This window comes from Thauera humireducens, assembly GCF_001051995.2.
In the GTDB taxonomy this organism is placed as follows: Bacteria; Pseudomonadota; Gammaproteobacteria; order Burkholderiales; family Rhodocyclaceae; genus Thauera; species Thauera humireducens.
Genome location: NZ_CP014646.1, coordinates 1,702,475 through 1,718,159 on the forward strand (window position 1 = coordinate 1,702,475; position 15,685 = coordinate 1,718,159).

Below are 15,685 nucleotides of genomic sequence, written 5' to 3' on the forward strand. Positions count from 1 at the left end.
TCCACCTCTGCCCGGCTTACCTGTTCTGCCTGAAGCTGCGCGGCGAACAGTCAAAACTGCGTCTGAAGGCGCGGGAGAAGCTCGTCGGCTCCTTGAACCCGACGCGCTCCGCAATCACTTCCACGGGCAGATCCGTCTTCTCGAGATAGCTGCAGGCGAGCCCCAGGCGCACCTCATTCACCAGCGCCTGATACGTGAGCCCCCGCTGTTGCAGTTTGCGCCGCAAGGTCCTCGGACTGATCGCCAGGCTGTTCGCACATTCCTCCAGGCCAAGACCTGTCACCACTGCGCCCACGATCTGGGTGCGGACCCTGGCGACCAGACCATCCTGGATGCTGTCGGCCTCGCCTGCCCGCCGCTTGCAATGCTCGAGGTGAACACGCGCGGCGCTGGCATTGGCCATGGGGAGGCGCGTATGCAGGAACGCAGCGTCAAAACGCACCTGAGTGTGTGGCGCATTGAAGCGGACCGGGCAGGAGAAATACTTCGCGTAGGCCTCCTGGTACGCCGGTAGCGGATAGGCGCAGCGGATCTCTCGAAGCGGAAGCGCCCTGCCCGTCACCCAGCGGGTGCTCGCGACGATACTCCCCAACATCTCTTCGACGGCAAAGATCGTCATCTCGCCCAAGCCGGGCCGAATCTCGATGTCCATGACCGCCTCACCGCCTTCCTGGCGCATGGACAGCTGGACGAAGCGCCCGCTGAAGCGACCGAGCATTCCCTGGTATTCACAGCCAACCCGGATTGCCTCGCCGTAGGTCTCGCAGCACATGATGGCGAACCCGTAGCTCTGCAAGGTGGAGATATGGCGATTGAAGCCCATCGCCAATCCGAGGCCGGGGTCGCCGCTGAGCTGCATGGCATTGCGAATGAGCAGCAGATGCTGCGCCTCGGTCATTTCGCCGGCGAGATCGGCCGGATCACTGTCCTCGAGACCCGTGCCGAGCAGAAGTCGCTGCCTGCCGACCCCGTAGGACTTCATGAACTCGCAGATCCATGCCAGATAACTCATCGATATCATGACCGCCTCCCGTGCGAACAGGCCTAATACCCGGCGCTGCGATTCACGAGGCCCTCCAGGGGCATGCCCTGCCGATAGGCCCTGACGTTCCTGAGGAAGACCCCCAGCATCCGGCTCACGATGCCGACCGAGCTCCATGAAATGTGCGGACTCAGGCGCACGCGCGGATGCCCGTACAGCCAGTGGCCAGCGGGCAATGGCTCGGGCTCGACCACATCGAGCGATGCGGCGGCAACGTGCCCGCTGTCGAGGAGTGGCCGCAGCGCCGCCTGGTCAAGGAGGGCCGCTCTCGCCACGTTGACCAGATGAACGCCAGGCTTGGTCTGAAGCAGCTGAGCCTTGCCGATCAGGCCCCTGCTCTCCGCCGTGGCAGGCAGCGCAAGCACGAGATGATCGACCTGTGGAAGGAGATGTTCGAGGCTTTCGATGAACTCCACCCCATCCAGCGGGCTTTCGCGATGCTGGCGCACCTTGGCGAGGACGCGCATGTCGAACGCCAGCGCACGACGTGCAATAGCCTGTCCGATGGCGCCAAACCCGAGCAGCCCCAGCGTCTTGCCCTCGAGACCGCCCAGGTTCGCCACATACCAGCTCTGCGGCGGCTCAGCGATCCAGCTGTCGGGCAGCTTCTTTTCAAAGCACAGGATCATCGCCATCACCCATTCGGCAATGGGTGAGGCCGTCGCCCCACGCGAACAGGTGACGCGCTGATCACCCACGAGCTCGAGCGGAAAATCATCGACGCCCGTACCCAGGATGTGGATCCACTTGAGGCGGGGACATGCCGAGAGCAGCCCGGACAAATTCGAGGCGCCTGCGGCCGGGGTGAGCAGAACCTCGACCTCCTGCAAGGCTGCAGGCGGTGCGCTGGAATGAACGATATCCAGCTCCGGAGCATTCTCCTGCAGCAACTGGACGATACCCGGTGCATCGAAATTCAACGCTAGTCGCATGATCATGAACTCTTGAGTGGCCGCGGTGGGCACGGGAACGAGGATCATGTGGCGAGTCCCGTCCGGGCAACAGGACACAGCGGGCCAATACCTGTCCATAACGGCCATGCAGCGACTGCATCACCATCGCCCACGTTACTGCGCAGTCGTACCGGCCGCCCCCCGCTCGACAGGTCTGGTGCCATTCGCAGCCTGGCGAAAGTATAGCCACGTCACTCCATCATGGCCGCTTCGGACAGTTTCTCGTCCGCTTTGGCCAAACCCGTCAGACACGGCCTCCTTAACATTGAACGCGGCTGCAAAGCCCAACAAGGAGAGTCCGCATGCTGAAAACCGATGGCATCAACCGCCAGTTATTCGAGAAATTCGCAGTCAACCCGGGCGAGCGCCCACTGCTTCCTCCCTTGAGCCCGAAGGCACAGGTTACGCTGATGTGTCGCATGCTCAGTCGCGAGGGCTGGAACGAACACATCGCCGGACACATCACGGTGCGTCAGCCCGACGGCTCCGTGCTCACGAATCCCTGGGAGCTCGCCTGGGACGAGCTGCGCGCCAGCGACATCGTGACGATCGACGAAGACGGCAAGGTGCTCGACAGCCAGTGGAACATCACGCCGGCCATCGGCCTGCACCTGCAGCTCCACAAGTTGCGCCCCGAGATCAACGTGGTCATCCACAACCATGCGCACTGGAGCGGCATATGGGCGAACCTGCAGCAGGTCCCCCCGGTGCATGACCAGGCTGGCGCCTACTGCGGCGTGGATCTGCCGCTGTACAACGAATACGAGGGCACGTTCGAGAAGAACGACCTGAGCCGGTCGGCCGCCGTGGCACTGGGCAATGCGAAATGGGCGCTGCTCGCAAACCACGGCGCATTGGTCGTGGGCAAGGATCTGAGGCAGGCGCATCTCAGGGTCATCACGCTCGAGTGGCGCTGCAAGCGCGCCTATGAGGTCAAGCTGGCCGGCGGTGCGCCCGCCCTGCCTGACGAGGTTGTCGAACGGCTGAGCATCACCGATGCAAACGGTTTCCCGTTCTGTTGGGAAGCCATGGCCCGCCGCGAGCTGCGCGACGACCCGTCCATCCTGGAATGACAGCCCACGAACCCCGCACAGGTGACACCATGGCACTGACTACGAGACCCCTCGCGAACGTTGGCGTCGAAGTTTCCGGCTTCGACATCAATGAGCCTTTCAGCCCCGAACTCCAGGAAGAACTCAAGTCCCTGTGGTACGAACACGGCATCCTGCTGTTTCGTGACCAGGACATCACGCCCGACAGCCAGATCCGGTTCAGCCGCATCTTTGGCACGCTGGCCCTGCATCCGCTCAAGGCGACGCGTTCGGAAAAGCACCCCGAGCTGTTCGAGCTCATCAACAACAGCGACAAGGACAAGTACGTCACCGCGAGCTACAAGGGAGAGACGATCGTCGGCCGTCTCGACTGGCATATCGATCTGCATTACACCGGCTGTCCGAATCACGGAGCCGTGCTGACGGCCGTCGAGGTTGCCAAGGAAGACGGCCTGACGGGATTCGGCGACCTGGCCAAAGCCTACGATGCGCTGGACGAGGACACGAAGGCCCTGCTTGCCAAGCTCGAGGTTGCCTACAGCTTCAGCATGCAGCGCCGTCACATGCGCTTCGTGGACCTCGAGGGCTACGAGCCGGGCCCGTTCAGCCCACGGAAACCTTCGGACATGAAGTTCCCCGACTTCCCGGACGCGGTGTACCCCGCGGTGCTCACCCATCCAGTCAGTGGCCGCAAGGTCCTGAACATCGTCGAGCAATTCCTGGATCGCGTCATCACGCCGCAACGCTTCGGCATCTCCAATGACGAAGCAATCGAACTGCTGGAACGGCTGGTGGCCCACACCAAGAAACCGGAGTTCCTCTACTACCACCAGTGGCGTCAGGGAGACATGGTGCTCTGGGACAACTGGCGGGCGATGCACTGTGCGACGGGTACCAAGCCCGGCGTGCGCCGCGTCATCAACCGCACCACCATTGAGGGGAAGTACCAGTTGGGACGCGCACTCACCGGAGCGTGAACAGGCGCCAGCGCGCGGGACGCCATCCGGCACGGGCGCTGGAGCATCAGGGGCTGGCGGCAGGCCCGCCGTCCTGCCCCGCACCCTCCTCAGGCCTGGTATCGGTCATCGCGCGCGAGATGCGCACCAGCATCGGCACCAGCGAAGGCGACCCGAGCAGTTCGGGGCGCTCCTCGACCAGGGTTGCAAGCAGCATGCGCATGCCGCGCACCAGCATGAACGCCGCCAGCTCGCCGTCCGGCTCGCCAACCTCCCCGGCATGCATCCGCAGCAGGTGCTCCATGTTCGTCACGAGCTGCTCCGAGCTGACCTCGCCGCGCCCGAGCCCCTGGGCACGGCCGAACTGCATCTGGCGGGCGTAACGCCGGTAAAAGTCCTTGCCCAGCCCGAGCAGGCGCATCTCGGTGCGCACGGTGCGCTGGAACAGGCCCTGCAGCAGCTCGTCGAGGGACTGGCGATTGAGGCGGAACAGCTCCGGCGAAGCCTCGATCGACTCTTCGTCCATGATCCGCTTGCTGATCTGCATCAGGATCGCCTCCTTGTCGGGGAAGTACTGATACACCGCCCCCACCGACACCCCCGCCCGCGCCGCAACCTTGCGCGTCGTCACCGCATCGACGCCCTGCGACTTCAGGATCTCGCTCGCCGCATCGATGATTGCCTCGAGGGTGAAACTCGCGCGCGCCTGCACTGGCACATGCCTGAGCGCGGGGCCCCGCTGGCCCTTCTTTTGTTCGGTTTTTTGCATCGCATCAATCCACTTTTTAAACAATCACTTGTGATCAAATCGAATGCACCGTTCGAGTTCGTGCTCGGATTTTAAGGCAGGACCGGCCCTTGCCATAGGATTGCATCGACAACTCGTTCGCACGTCGCCCATGCCTGTCGCCCGCCTCGGACGGATCTGGCAGCGCATCGGGGTACGGCGCGAGTCCCCGACACCTGAACCGAAACAAAAGGGATAGTCATGACCGACGTCTTCATCTACGACCACGTGCGCACCCCGCGCGGCAAGGGCAAGGCCGATGGCGCGCTCGCCGAAATCACCCCGGTCCAGCTCGCCGCACAGGTGCTGCAGGCCGTGCGCGACCGCAACCAGCTCGACAGCCGGCTGATCGAGGACGTGCTCCTCGGCTGCGTGGTGCCGGTCGGCGAACAGGGCGGAAACATCGCCCGCGTCGCCGCGCTGGTGGCCGGATTCGACCACGGCGTGCCCGGCATGCAGCTCAACCGCTACTGCGGCTCGGGCCTGGAAGCGGTGAACTTCGCCGCCGCCAAGGTGGGCTCGGGCCAGGTCGACATGGCGATCGGCGGCGGCGTGGAGAGCATGTCGCGCGTGCCGATGGGCAGCGACGGCGGCGCCATGGCGCTCGACCCGCAGGTCGCGTTCAAGATGGTCTTCACCATGCAGGGCGTAAGCGCCGACCTGCTCGCCACCCTGCATGGCTTCACCCGCGAACAGTGCGACGCCTATGCGGTGGAGAGCCAGCGCCGTGCCGCCCAGGCCTGGGCCAATGGCTGGTTCGACCGCTCGGTGGTGGCGGTCAAGGACGTGCTCGGCCTGCCGGTGCTGGCGAAGGACGAGGCGATCCGCCCCGAGACCACGCTGGAATCGCTCGCCGCGCTCAAACCCTCCTTCCTCGAGATGGGCACCCAGTACGGCTTCGACGGCGTCGCGCTGCTCAAGTACCCGCAGCTCGAAGCCATCGCCCACATGCACCACGCCGGCAACAGCTCGGGCATCGTCGATGGCGCCGCCGCCGTGCTGGTGGGCAATGCCGAAGCGGGCGCCCGCGCCGGCCTCAAGCCGCGTGCGCGCATCCGCTCGGTCGCCACCGTCGGCTCCGAGCCCACGCTGATGCTCGATGCCCCGAGCTACGCCGCGCAGAAGGCACTGAACAAGGCCGGCATGACCGCCTCCGACATCGGCCTGTGGGAGCTGAACGAGGCCTTCTCCTCGGTCGTGCTGTGCCTGATGGAGCGCCTCAAGGTCCCCCACGACCGCATCAACGTCAATGGCGGCGCCATCGCCATGGGCCACCCGCTGGGCGCCACCGGCGCCATGATCCTCGGCACCCTGCTCGACGAGATGGAGCGCCGCCAGGTCGGCACCGGCCTGGTCACGCTGTGCGAGGCCGCCGGCATGGGCACCGCCACCATCATCGAGCTCGTCTGAGCGCCACCGGACCACATCAAGGAATCGACCGACATGACTGAAGTCATCCACATCACGGTGGACGCCGACGGCATCGCCACCCTGCTCTTCGATCGCACCGACAGCGCGATGAACACCATGGACATGAAGTTCATGGCCGAGATCGAGGCCGCGATCGAGCGCCTCGCCACCGACGACGCCATCAAGGGCGCCATCTTCACCTCGGGCAAGGCGGTGTTCGCCGCCGGTGCCGACCTCAAGGAGATGGAAGCCAGCCTGGACCGGGCCGACGATGTGCCCCTCGCCCGGCGCCTCGAGATGAACGCCTCGCTGTCGAAGCTGCTGCGCCGCATGGAGACCTGCGGCAAGCCGGTTGCCTGCGCGATCAACGGCACCGCACTGGGCGGCGGCACCGAGATCGCGCTCGCCTGCCATTACCGCGTGGTGTCGGACGCCCGGGGCATCCAGCTCGGCCTGCCGGAAGTGCAGGTTGGCCTGCTGCCCGGCGGCGGCGGTACCCAGCGCGTGCCGCGCCTCATCGGCATCCAGGCGGCGATGCCGGTGGTGATGGAAGGCCAGGCGCTGTCGGCCGAGAAGGCGCTGAAGATGGGCCTGATTCACAAGATCGTCCCTGCCGCCGAACTGCTCGCCGAGGCGAAGCGCTGGCTCGTCGAGCAAGGCGACCCGGTACAGCCCTGGGACAAGAAGGGCTACAAGATGCCCGGCGGGGCCGGCCCCTCCTCGCCGGCCGTGGCGCAGATGCTGGTGGTCAGCAACGCCATGCTGCAGGCCAAGACCTTCCACAACCTGCCCGCCCCCAAGGCCATCCTGTCCTGCCTGTACGAAGGCCCCCAGCTGCCGATGGACAAGGCGCTGGCGGTCGAGGCCAAGTACTTCACCCTGCTCCAGCTCGACCCCGTATCGCGCAACATGATCCGCACCTTGTTCATCAACAAGGGCAAGGCGGACAAGCTGATGCACCGCCCCGAGGGCGTGCCGAAGACGACCTTCCGCAAGATCGGCGTGGTCGGTGCCGGCCTGATGGGCGCGGGCATCGCCTACCACTGCGCCAAGCTCGGCATCGAGACGGTGCTCATCGACCGCGACCAGGCCGCCGCCGACAAGGGCAAGGCCTATTCCGTCAAGCGCCTGGAAAAGGACATCGCCAAGGGCCGCATGACGCAGGACAAGGCCGATGCCATCCTCGCCCGCATCCACCCCACCACCGAGTACGCCGGCCTGGCCGACGTCGAGCTGGTGGTGGAGGCGGTTTTCGAGGACCGCGGCATCAAGGCCGAGATCACACGCAAGCTCGACGCGGTGCTGCCGGCGCATGCAGTGATCGCCTCCAACACCTCGGCGCTGCCGATCAGCGAGCTCGCCGAAGCCGGTGCCCACCCCGAGAACTTCATCGGCATGCACTTCTTCTCGCCGGTCGAGCGCATGCCGCTGGTCGAGATCATCCGCGGCCGCAAGACCTCGCCCGAGACGCTGGCGCGCGCGCTCGACCTGGTGCAGGCGATGAAGAAGACGCCGATCGTGGTCAACGATGGTCCGGGCTTCTTCACCAGCCGCTTCATCGGCGCCTACATCAACGAGAGCCTGGCCATGGTCACCGAAGGCGTGAATCCGGCGCTGATCGAGAACGCTGCGAAGATGGCCGGCATCCCGGTCGGGCCGCTCACCGTCTCCGACGAGATCGGCCTCGACACCGCCTACCACGCCAGCCAGCAGCGCAAGAAGGACGAGGGCGAGGCCTTCAAGCCGACACCTACCTTCAAGCTGGTGGAAAAGCTCGTCGGCGAACTCGGCCGCCACGGCCGCAAGAACGGCAAGGGTTTCTTCGAGTACGCCGCGGACGGCAGCAAGAAGCTGTGGTCCGGCCTCGCCGAACTGTTCCCGCCGCTCGCCGAGCAGCCCAGCGTCGAGGAGGTGAAGGCGCGCATGCTCTACGCCCAGCTCGTCGATGCCGCCAAGGCGATGGCCGAGGGCGTGGTGATCGACCCCGCCGACGGCGACGTGGGCTCCATCCTCGGCGTCGGCTTCCCGGCCTACCTCGGCGGCCCGTTCTCGATGATGGACACGATCGGGCTCGACAAGGTGGTGGCCGAGTGCGACCGCCTGGCCGCGCGCTACGGCGAGCAGTACGCCGCACCGCAGCTGCTGCGCGACATGGCGGCCCGCGGGCAGCGCTTCTACGGCACGAACCGGGTCACCCCGCCGGCCGCCGTGCGCTGACCGCCCCCCCCACGAAACCCGCATCCGCCGCCGCCTCTCCAGGGAGCCGGCGGCGGCTTGCCAAGGAGTAAAGCGTGAACTTCGATTTTTCCGACGATCAGCGCCTGCTGCAGGACGCAGTGCGCACCATGCTTGCCGACACCAGCACCTCGCAGGCGGTGCGCGAGGTTCTCGAGGGTCGGGCGAGCCATTCCGAAGCCGTCTGGCGCAACCTGATCGAGATGGGTGCGGCCGCCGCCGCCATCCCGGAACAGTACGGCGGTGCCGGACTGGGCTACCTGGAACTGTGCCTGGTTGCCGAAGAAGCTGGCCGCCACCTCGTCGCGGTCCCCCTCTCGTCCAGCTTCTACCTGGCGGCCGAGGCCATCCTGCGCGCCGGCAGCGAGGCGCAGAAGCAGCACTGGCTGCCGAAGATCGCCGGTGGCGAGCTGGTCGCAACCGCCGCGCTGGGCAGCCGCGAGCGCTATCGCGCCCCTGCTCCGCTCGCCTTCGAGGGCGCGACCCTCACCGGCACCAGCCCGGCGCTGGTCGACGGCGGCATCGCCGGGCTGGCGGTGCTGCGGGTGGCCGACGAGCTGGTGCTGGTCGACCTCGCCGGCGCCGGCGTGAGCCGCACGCCCGTGCCCACGCTCGACCCCACCCGCCCGCTCACCGCGCTCCACTTCGATCACACGCCTGCCGAGCGCCTGCCGGCCGCCGAGGCTGCCACCGTGGCTGCCCGCGTGCTCGACGGCGCCGCCGTGCTGCTCGCCTTCGAGCAGGTGGGCGGTGCCGCCCGCATCCTGGAGGCGACGCGCGACTACTCGCTCGAACGCAAGGCCTTCGGCCGCCAGATCGGCAGCTTCCAGGCCCTCAAGCACAAGATGGCCGAGATCTACACCGCGATCGAGCTGGCCCGGGTGCACGCCTACTACGGCGCCTGGGCGCTGTCCTCCGATGCGCCCGAACTGCCCAAGGCCGCCGCCGCCGCGCGCGTGTCCGCCACCCGCGCCTACGTGGTCGCCGCCGAGGAAGGCATCGAGCTGCACGGCGGCATCGGCTTCACCTGGGAGATGGACTGCCACCTCCACTACCGCCGCGCCCGCCATCTCGGGCAGCTCATCGGCAGCGAACACGCCTGGCGCGCACGCCTGGCGGACGAACTCATCAAGGAGGCCGCGTAAGCGGAACACGCCCACATGGACTTCAGAGACACCCCCGAAGAAGCCGCCTTCCGCGCCGAAGTACGCGCCTGGCTGGAAGCCAACGGCCAGAAACGCAGCCGCCCCGACGAGGTCTTCGGTGAAGGCCTGGACGAGGCCGCGCGGCTCGCCGCCGCCAAGGCCTGGCAAGCCAAGAAGGCCGCAGCCGGCTATGCCGCGATCACCTGGCCGAAGGCGGCTGGCGGTCGTGGCGGCACCGCGATGCAACAGGTGATCTACCAGCAGGAAGAAGCCGCCTTCGTCGTGCCGGGCATGATCTTCGAGATCAGCATCGGCATGGGCCTGCCCACGGTGATGACCTGGGCAGCGCCCGAGCTCAAGGCGCGCTTCCTGCGCCCCGGCCTGGCCGGCGAGGAGATCTGGTGCCAGCTCTTTTCGGAGCCGGGCGCCGGGTCGGACACCGGCGGCGTGCGCACGCGCGCGGTGCGCGAGGGCGACGAGTGGGTCGTCAATGGCCAGAAGGTGTGGACCTCGGGCGCGCACTTCTGCGACTACGGCATCCTGCTCACCCGTACCGACTGGGACAAGCCCAAGCAGGAAGGCCTGACGATGTTCATCGTCGACATGAAGGCCCCCGGCGTCGAGGTCCGCCCCATCCACCAGATGTCGGGCGACTCGGAGTTCAACGAGGTCTTCTTCACCGACGTGCGCATCCCCGACGCCTACCGCCTCGGCCCCGAGTGCGGCGGCTGGAAGGTGATGCTCAGCACGCTGATGCAGGAGCGCCTGTCGGTGGGCGGCAACCTGCCCACCGACCTGCACGCGCACCTCATTGCGCTGGCACGGAAGTGTGCGTGGGACGCGCGCCCGGCAATCGAGGACGATCGCGTCCGTGCCCGCATTGCCGACGCCTATCTGCAGCAGAAGGGGGTCGAGCTCGTCATCGCCCGCGGCCTGACCGCGATCTCCAAAGGCAAGGCGCCCGGCCCCGAGATGTCGATCACCAAGCTGGTGGCCGCCAAGGCGATGCAGGACATCGCGGCCTTCGCCCTCGAACTGGCCGGCCCCGAAGGTCTCATCGGCTATGAGGCGCTGGGCGGAGACTGGCGCTACATGCAGCGGCTGTGGCTGGGCGCGCCCGGCGCACGGATCGCCGGCGGCACCGACGAGATCCTGAAGAACGTGATCGCCGAACGCGTGCTCGGCCTGCCCGGCGAGATCCGCACCGACCGCAAGGTCCCGTTCCGCGAACTGGAACACGGCTGAAGCGCCACGAGGAGGAGACAGGACAATGGCAAGCAAACCCCTGAGCGGCGTGAAAGTGCTCGACTTCACCCAGCTCCTGCCCGGGCCGATGTGCACCCTGCACCTGGCCGACATGGGCGCCGACGTGATCAAGATCGAACCCCCAGGCGGCGAGGCCGGGCGCGGCCCGGCACGCACACCGATCTCGCACTTCTTCCTGGCGGTGAACCGCAACAAGCGCTCGCTGGCGATCAACCTGCGCGCGAACGGTGCGCGCGAGCTCATCCTTGCGCTGGCGAAGGACGCCGACATCGTGGTCGAGGGTTTCCGTCCCGGCGTGATGAGCCGGCTCGGCATCGGTTTTGACGACCTCAAGGCGATCAACCCGAAGCTGGTGTATTGCGCGATCAGCGGCTACGGCCAGGACGGCCCGCTTGCTGAACTCGGCGGCCACGACATCAACTACCAGAGCTACGCCGGCATCCTCGAACAGAGCGCGGCGCCGGGTGGCAAGCCGCATCCGGGCAACTTCCCGATCGCCGATCTGGCCGGCGGCGCGCTATCGGCGGCAATGGCGATCCTGGCCGCGCTGTTCGATGCGCAACGCAGCGGCCAGGGGCGCTTCATCGACGTGTCGATGACCGACTGCGCCATGGCGCTCAACGTCCAGCCGCTCGCCAGCCTGCACAGCTGGAAGCAGCCGGTGCCGGCCGGCCACGACACCTTGTCGGGCGGACTGCCCTGCTACGGCACCTACGAGACCGCGGATGGCCGCCATCTGGCGGTCGGAGCGCTGGAGCCCAAGTTCTGGCAGGCCTTCTGCACGGCCGCCGGTTGCCCCGAGCTGAGCAAGAGCGGCTGGGCGGCAGGCAAGGCCGGCGCCGCGGTCAAGGCCCAGGTCGCGGAGATCATCAAGGCACGCAGCCTGGCGGAATGGACCGCGGCGCTGGCTGGCGTGGATGCCTGCGTGAGCCCGGTACTGCGCATCGACGAGGTGCTTGCCCACCCGCTGACCCGCGCGCGCGGCATGACGGTGGACACCCCGCTCCCCGATGGCGGCAGTGCGCCCTACTTCGCCTTCCCGGTGAAGATGAGCGACTACGCTTTCAGCCTCGACCGGCCGGCACCCGCGGCCGGCGAACACAACGAGGCGGTGCTGCGCGAGCTCGGCCACGGCGATGAGGCCATCGCTGCGCTCAAGACCGCCGGTGCGATCTGAACATGCCGCAGCCGTCCCGGGCGCACCGCCGCCGACCGGGACGAACACACGACAACCACACGACGGAGACATCATGAACCCACGCACCTTCAGCCTCGCAGACCTGTTCGCGATCACCGCCGAGACCGTTCCCGAGCGCGACGCGCTGGTCATCGGCAACACCCGCCGCACCTACCGCCAGATGGCCGAGCGCATCGACCACCTCGCCGCCTGGCTGCACGCCCAGGGCATCGGCCAGGGCGACGTCGTCGGCCTGCAGATGTACAACTCGCCGGAATACCTCGAGGCCTTCCTCGCCGCCTGCCGCGTGCGCGCCGTGCCGGCCAACATCAACTACCGCTACGTCGCCGACGAGCTGCGCTACATCTACGACAACACCGGCCTCAAGGCCCTGTTCTACAGCGCCGAGCTCGAGCCGGCGGTGGCGGAGGTGCTCGACGCGGCCCCGGGGCTGAAGGTGAAGGTCCGCACCGGCGCCGGCACCCCCGCACTCGCTGGCGCCACGGCCTTCGAAAACGCCCTGCTCGACGACACCCGCGCCCTGCAGGACATCCGCTGCAGCGACGACGACCTCTCGCTGCTCTACACCGGCGGCACCACGGGCAAGCCAAAGGGCGTGATGTGGCCGCACAAGGATCTCTTCTTCGGCTGCCTGGGCGGCGGTGGCTTCTACGCACCGGCCGACGGCCCGGTCAAGGCCCCCGCGGAACTCGCCGATCGCATCCGCAAGGGTCACCCGATGCGCTTCATGCCGGTGGCACCGCTGATGCACGGCGCCGCCCACTGGGCGACCATGGTGTCGCTGTTCGCCGGCCACACCGTGGTGCTCAACGACCAGCACCACTTCGACGCCGAGCACGTGCTCGACATCGCCGCGACCGAGAAGCTCAACGGCATCACGCTCGTCGGCGACGCGATGGCGCTCCCCATCCTCGATGCGCTCAAGGCCCACCCGGGACGCTGGGACCTCTCCGCGCTGTTCCTGTTCGGCAACGGCGGCGCGGTGATGTCGGCCCACATCAAGGAGGCCCTCAAGCCCTTCCTGCCCCCCAACGTGTACTTCAGCGACGGCATCGGCTCGTCAGAAGGCGGGCAGCTCGGCATGGGCGCCAAGCCGGTCGAAGGCGGCATGATCAAGATCGCTGCCCGGCCCGACCTCAAGGTGGTGGTCGACAGCCAGCGCATCGCCGCACCGGGCGAATCCGGCATCCTCGCCCGCAGCGGCTACCTGCCGCTCGGCTACTACCGCGACCCGGTGAAGACCGCCGAGACCTTCGTGACCATCGACGGCACGCGCTATGCAATCACCGGCGATGCCGCCAAGCTCGCCGACGACGGCTCGATCGTGATCTTCGGGCGCGGCAACAACTGCATCAACACCGGGGGCGAGAAGGTCTTCCCGGAAGAGGTGGAGGAAGTCCTGCGCATGAGCCCCCAGATCCTCGACGCCGTGGTCGTCGGCCTGCCCGACCCGCGCTGGGGGCAGAAGGTGACGGCGGTGTTGTCGGTACGCCCCGGAATGTCGCTCGACGTCGATGCCCTGAAGGCGCTGTGCCACGCGCACCTGGCGGGCTACAAGGTCCCGAAGGAGGTCGTGACCGTCGCCGAGGTGTTCCGCTCGGCTGCGGGCAAGGCGAACTACGTCTGGGCCAAGGAGGTGGCCCAGCGCGCCCTGGACAGCACAGCCACCGCCTGACGCCGCGCTCCCCGGCGGGCACCGCATCCGCCTGCCGGGCGTCCTTACTGTAAACGGGACTTTCCTGCGCGTTCCATTGCGCCGCGACTCAACACGAGGTCTCGAACGCTGAAATGAGCAAGCGCGCAGGGTGGGCGGCCTCAAGGTGCAAGACCGTGTCGTCCTGCGCCTCCAGCCACAAGGACTCGAGCCGATCGAGCGCCACGACGCCAGTGCTGCTTGCGATCCGTAGCGGCCCGCCTTCGACCAGCATCAAGACTTCGGTATGCGCGCTACGCGTCAGCGCCGCCTTGCCCGCTAGTTGCACGACCCGACAGCTGTGCCGGCAGCGCCCGATGCGGCTCATGATTCCGACATCGAGCGCTCGGCCGTCCGGGTGAGCGAACACGTTTGCCGTGCCGCAGAAATCCAGGGGCGGGTGCTGACGGTCGAGCCAGGTCGTCACGCCATCGATCTCGAGCCGGACCGGGTTGCCTTCGAGCAACAACAGGCTGCGGCTGACACCGGGATAGATCGAGAACGGTCCGGGACCCTGGAGTTCGGCCAGGCTGACGCGCCAGGCGAAATCATCCATTCCGGCGCCCTCCGGCCACACCGCAACTTCATGCGTGACGCCACCACCGTTCTTCCACGGACGAGCGCGGTAATCGCGCCGGGAAAGATGTTTCATGATTCGTTTCTTCTCGGGGTGGGGCCGCGCACTTGTGCGGCGTCCCCCACCCCCGCTTCACCCTCAGCCCAGGTAGTTGATGATCCACGTGTGGAATGGAATCGCCACGATGTCGATGAGCACCGCTCCGCACAGCGGAATGATCATGAACGCCTTGTACGAGACCACGCCATATCGATCGCAGATGGCGCCCATGTTCGCCACTGCGTTCGGGGTGGCGCCGAGGCCGTGACCGAGCAGGCCGGCACACATCACCGCCGCATCGTAATCGCGGCCGAGCACGCGGAAAGCCACGAACACGGTCAGTAGCAGCAGCGCCAGCACCTGCAGCGCGAGAACGCCGATGAGCGGCAGCGCGAGGTCGTAGAGTTCCCAGACCTTCAGGCTCATCATCGCCATCGTCAGGAAGATCCCGAGCGAGATGTCGGAGATCGTGTCGATCGCAGCCCGGTTGAGCCGGATGGTGCGCGTGTAGTCGTTGATGTTGCGGAAGATGATCGCCGCGAACATCGCCCCGACGTAGGCAGGCAGCACGAAACCGCTCGACTTCTCGAAGGCGGATGACAGCCACATTCCGAGCACCATCAACACCAGCACCAGGCCCATCGTCACGATGAGCGAATGGCTGTGCAGCTTGACGTCGGCTTCGTGATCGTGCGCCGAAGGCAAACGCGTATCGAGCTTGTTGGCCACGATGTCGAGCTTGTGACGTGCGATCAGCCAGTTCGCGACCGGGCCTCCCAGCACGCCCCCGGCGATCAGGCCAAAGGTCGCCGAAGCCAGCGCCACCGAGGTCGCTCCGGTCACGCCGAGCGACTCCGCGACGGGACCGAAGGCCGCAGCAGCACCGTGGCCGCCCTCCAGCGAGACACCGCCGGCCATGACGCCCAGAATCGGGTGCAGGCCGAAGGCCGCGGCGGCGGCGGCGCCGAAGCTGTTCTGGAAAAGCGCCAGGAACCAGCACAGCACCAGATAGATCAGCAGCGCGGCGCCGCCGGTTCGCAGCAATGCCAGGCTGCCGCCGATGCCCACCGTGGTGAAGAAGGCGATCATGAAGGGGCCCTGCAGCGTGGTGTCGAAACGCAGCGTCGCAAGCCCGGCTTCACGCAGGATCAACACGATGAGCGACATCGCGAAACCACCGATCACCGGTGCAGGAATGCAGTAGGTCTCGAAGAACCTCACGCGGTGCTTGATCTGGTGGCCTGCGAGCAGCAGCACCACCGCCAGGGCGGTCGTGCTGATCAGGTCGAGCTTCAATTCGTACATGTGGTCTTTCTCCTGTTGCCCTGAATC

13 protein-coding genes are annotated in these 15,685 nt (G+C 66.9%); 8 read left to right on the forward strand and 5 right to left on the reverse strand.

Annotated elements, in window-relative coordinates:
- Window positions 1-16: 16 nt before the first annotated feature.
- Window positions 17-1,012: an AraC family transcriptional regulator gene (locus AC731_RS08090; protein ID WP_169800060.1), complete on the reverse strand. Its 996-nt coding sequence runs from the start codon at window positions 1,010-1,012 to the stop codon at window positions 17-19.
- A gap of 32 nt (window positions 1,013-1,044) precedes the next feature.
- Window positions 1,045-2,022: an NAD(P)-dependent oxidoreductase gene (locus tag AC731_RS08095; protein WP_048705000.1), complete on the reverse strand. Its 978-nt coding sequence runs from the start codon at window positions 2,020-2,022 to the stop codon at window positions 1,045-1,047.
- Window positions 2,023-2,297: 275 nt separating this feature from the next.
- Between AC731_RS08095 and AC731_RS08100 the strand changes: the two genes are divergently transcribed.
- A complete protein-coding gene (locus AC731_RS08100; protein WP_048705002.1) occupies window positions 2,298-3,068 on the forward strand; it encodes a class II aldolase/adducin family protein in 771 nt (256 codons plus the stop codon).
- 29 nt (window positions 3,069-3,097) lie between these two features.
- Entirely contained in the window at window positions 3,098-4,024 is a 927-nt protein-coding gene (locus AC731_RS08105; protein ID WP_048705004.1) for a TauD/TfdA dioxygenase family protein, read from the forward strand.
- Window positions 4,025-4,070: 46 nt separating this feature from the next.
- Here AC731_RS08105 and AC731_RS08110 read toward each other — a convergent pair whose 3' ends face one another.
- Complete coding sequence (locus AC731_RS08110) at window positions 4,071-4,772, reverse strand: TetR/AcrR family transcriptional regulator (RefSeq protein WP_048705007.1); 702 nt, start codon at window positions 4,770-4,772, stop codon at window positions 4,071-4,073.
- A gap of 219 nt (window positions 4,773-4,991) precedes the next feature.
- Here AC731_RS08110 and AC731_RS08115 point away from each other — a divergent pair, with 219 nt between their 5' ends.
- The 6 genes from AC731_RS08115 to AC731_RS08140 all read left to right on the forward strand — a co-directional run bounded on the left by AC731_RS08115 (window position 4,992) and on the right by AC731_RS08140 (window position 13,719).
- Window positions 4,992-6,200: an acetyl-CoA C-acetyltransferase gene (locus AC731_RS08115; RefSeq protein WP_048705009.1), complete on the forward strand. Its 1,209-nt coding sequence runs from the start codon at window positions 4,992-4,994 to the stop codon at window positions 6,198-6,200.
- Window positions 6,201-6,233: 33 nt separating this feature from the next.
- A complete protein-coding gene (locus tag AC731_RS08120) occupies window positions 6,234-8,417 on the forward strand; it encodes a 3-hydroxyacyl-CoA dehydrogenase NAD-binding domain-containing protein (protein ID WP_048705011.1) in 2,184 nt (727 codons plus the stop codon).
- Window positions 8,418-8,491: 74 nt separating this feature from the next.
- Window positions 8,492-9,580 (forward strand): acyl-CoA dehydrogenase family protein, encoded by a 1,089-nt coding sequence (locus AC731_RS08125; RefSeq protein ID WP_048705013.1) that lies wholly within the window; start codon window positions 8,492-8,494, stop codon window positions 9,578-9,580.
- A 15-nt stretch (window positions 9,581-9,595) separates the two neighbouring features.
- Complete coding sequence (locus tag AC731_RS08130) at window positions 9,596-10,825, forward strand: acyl-CoA dehydrogenase family protein (RefSeq protein WP_048705015.1); 1,230 nt, start codon at window positions 9,596-9,598, stop codon at window positions 10,823-10,825.
- A gap of 25 nt (window positions 10,826-10,850) precedes the next feature.
- Window positions 10,851-12,023, forward strand: a complete 1,173-nt coding sequence (locus AC731_RS08135) for a CaiB/BaiF CoA transferase family protein (protein WP_048705017.1) — start codon at window positions 10,851-10,853, stop codon at window positions 12,021-12,023.
- A gap of 73 nt (window positions 12,024-12,096) precedes the next feature.
- Window positions 12,097-13,719: an AMP-binding protein gene (locus AC731_RS08140; RefSeq protein WP_048705019.1), complete on the forward strand. Its 1,623-nt coding sequence runs from the start codon at window positions 12,097-12,099 to the stop codon at window positions 13,717-13,719.
- A gap of 88 nt (window positions 13,720-13,807) precedes the next feature.
- Here the strand turns inward: AC731_RS08140 and AC731_RS08145 are convergent, their stop codons facing one another.
- Together AC731_RS08145 and gltS are read right to left on the reverse strand one after the other, a co-directional pair.
- Window positions 13,808-14,389, reverse strand: a complete 582-nt coding sequence (locus AC731_RS08145; RefSeq protein WP_082794277.1) for a HutD/Ves family protein — start codon at window positions 14,387-14,389, stop codon at window positions 13,808-13,810.
- A 63-nt stretch (window positions 14,390-14,452) separates the two neighbouring features.
- Window positions 14,453-15,658, reverse strand: coding sequence for a sodium/glutamate symporter (gltS, locus tag AC731_RS08150; RefSeq protein WP_048705024.1), 1,206 nt, complete (start codon window positions 15,656-15,658; stop codon window positions 14,453-14,455).
- Window positions 15,659-15,685 lie beyond the last annotated feature (27 nt).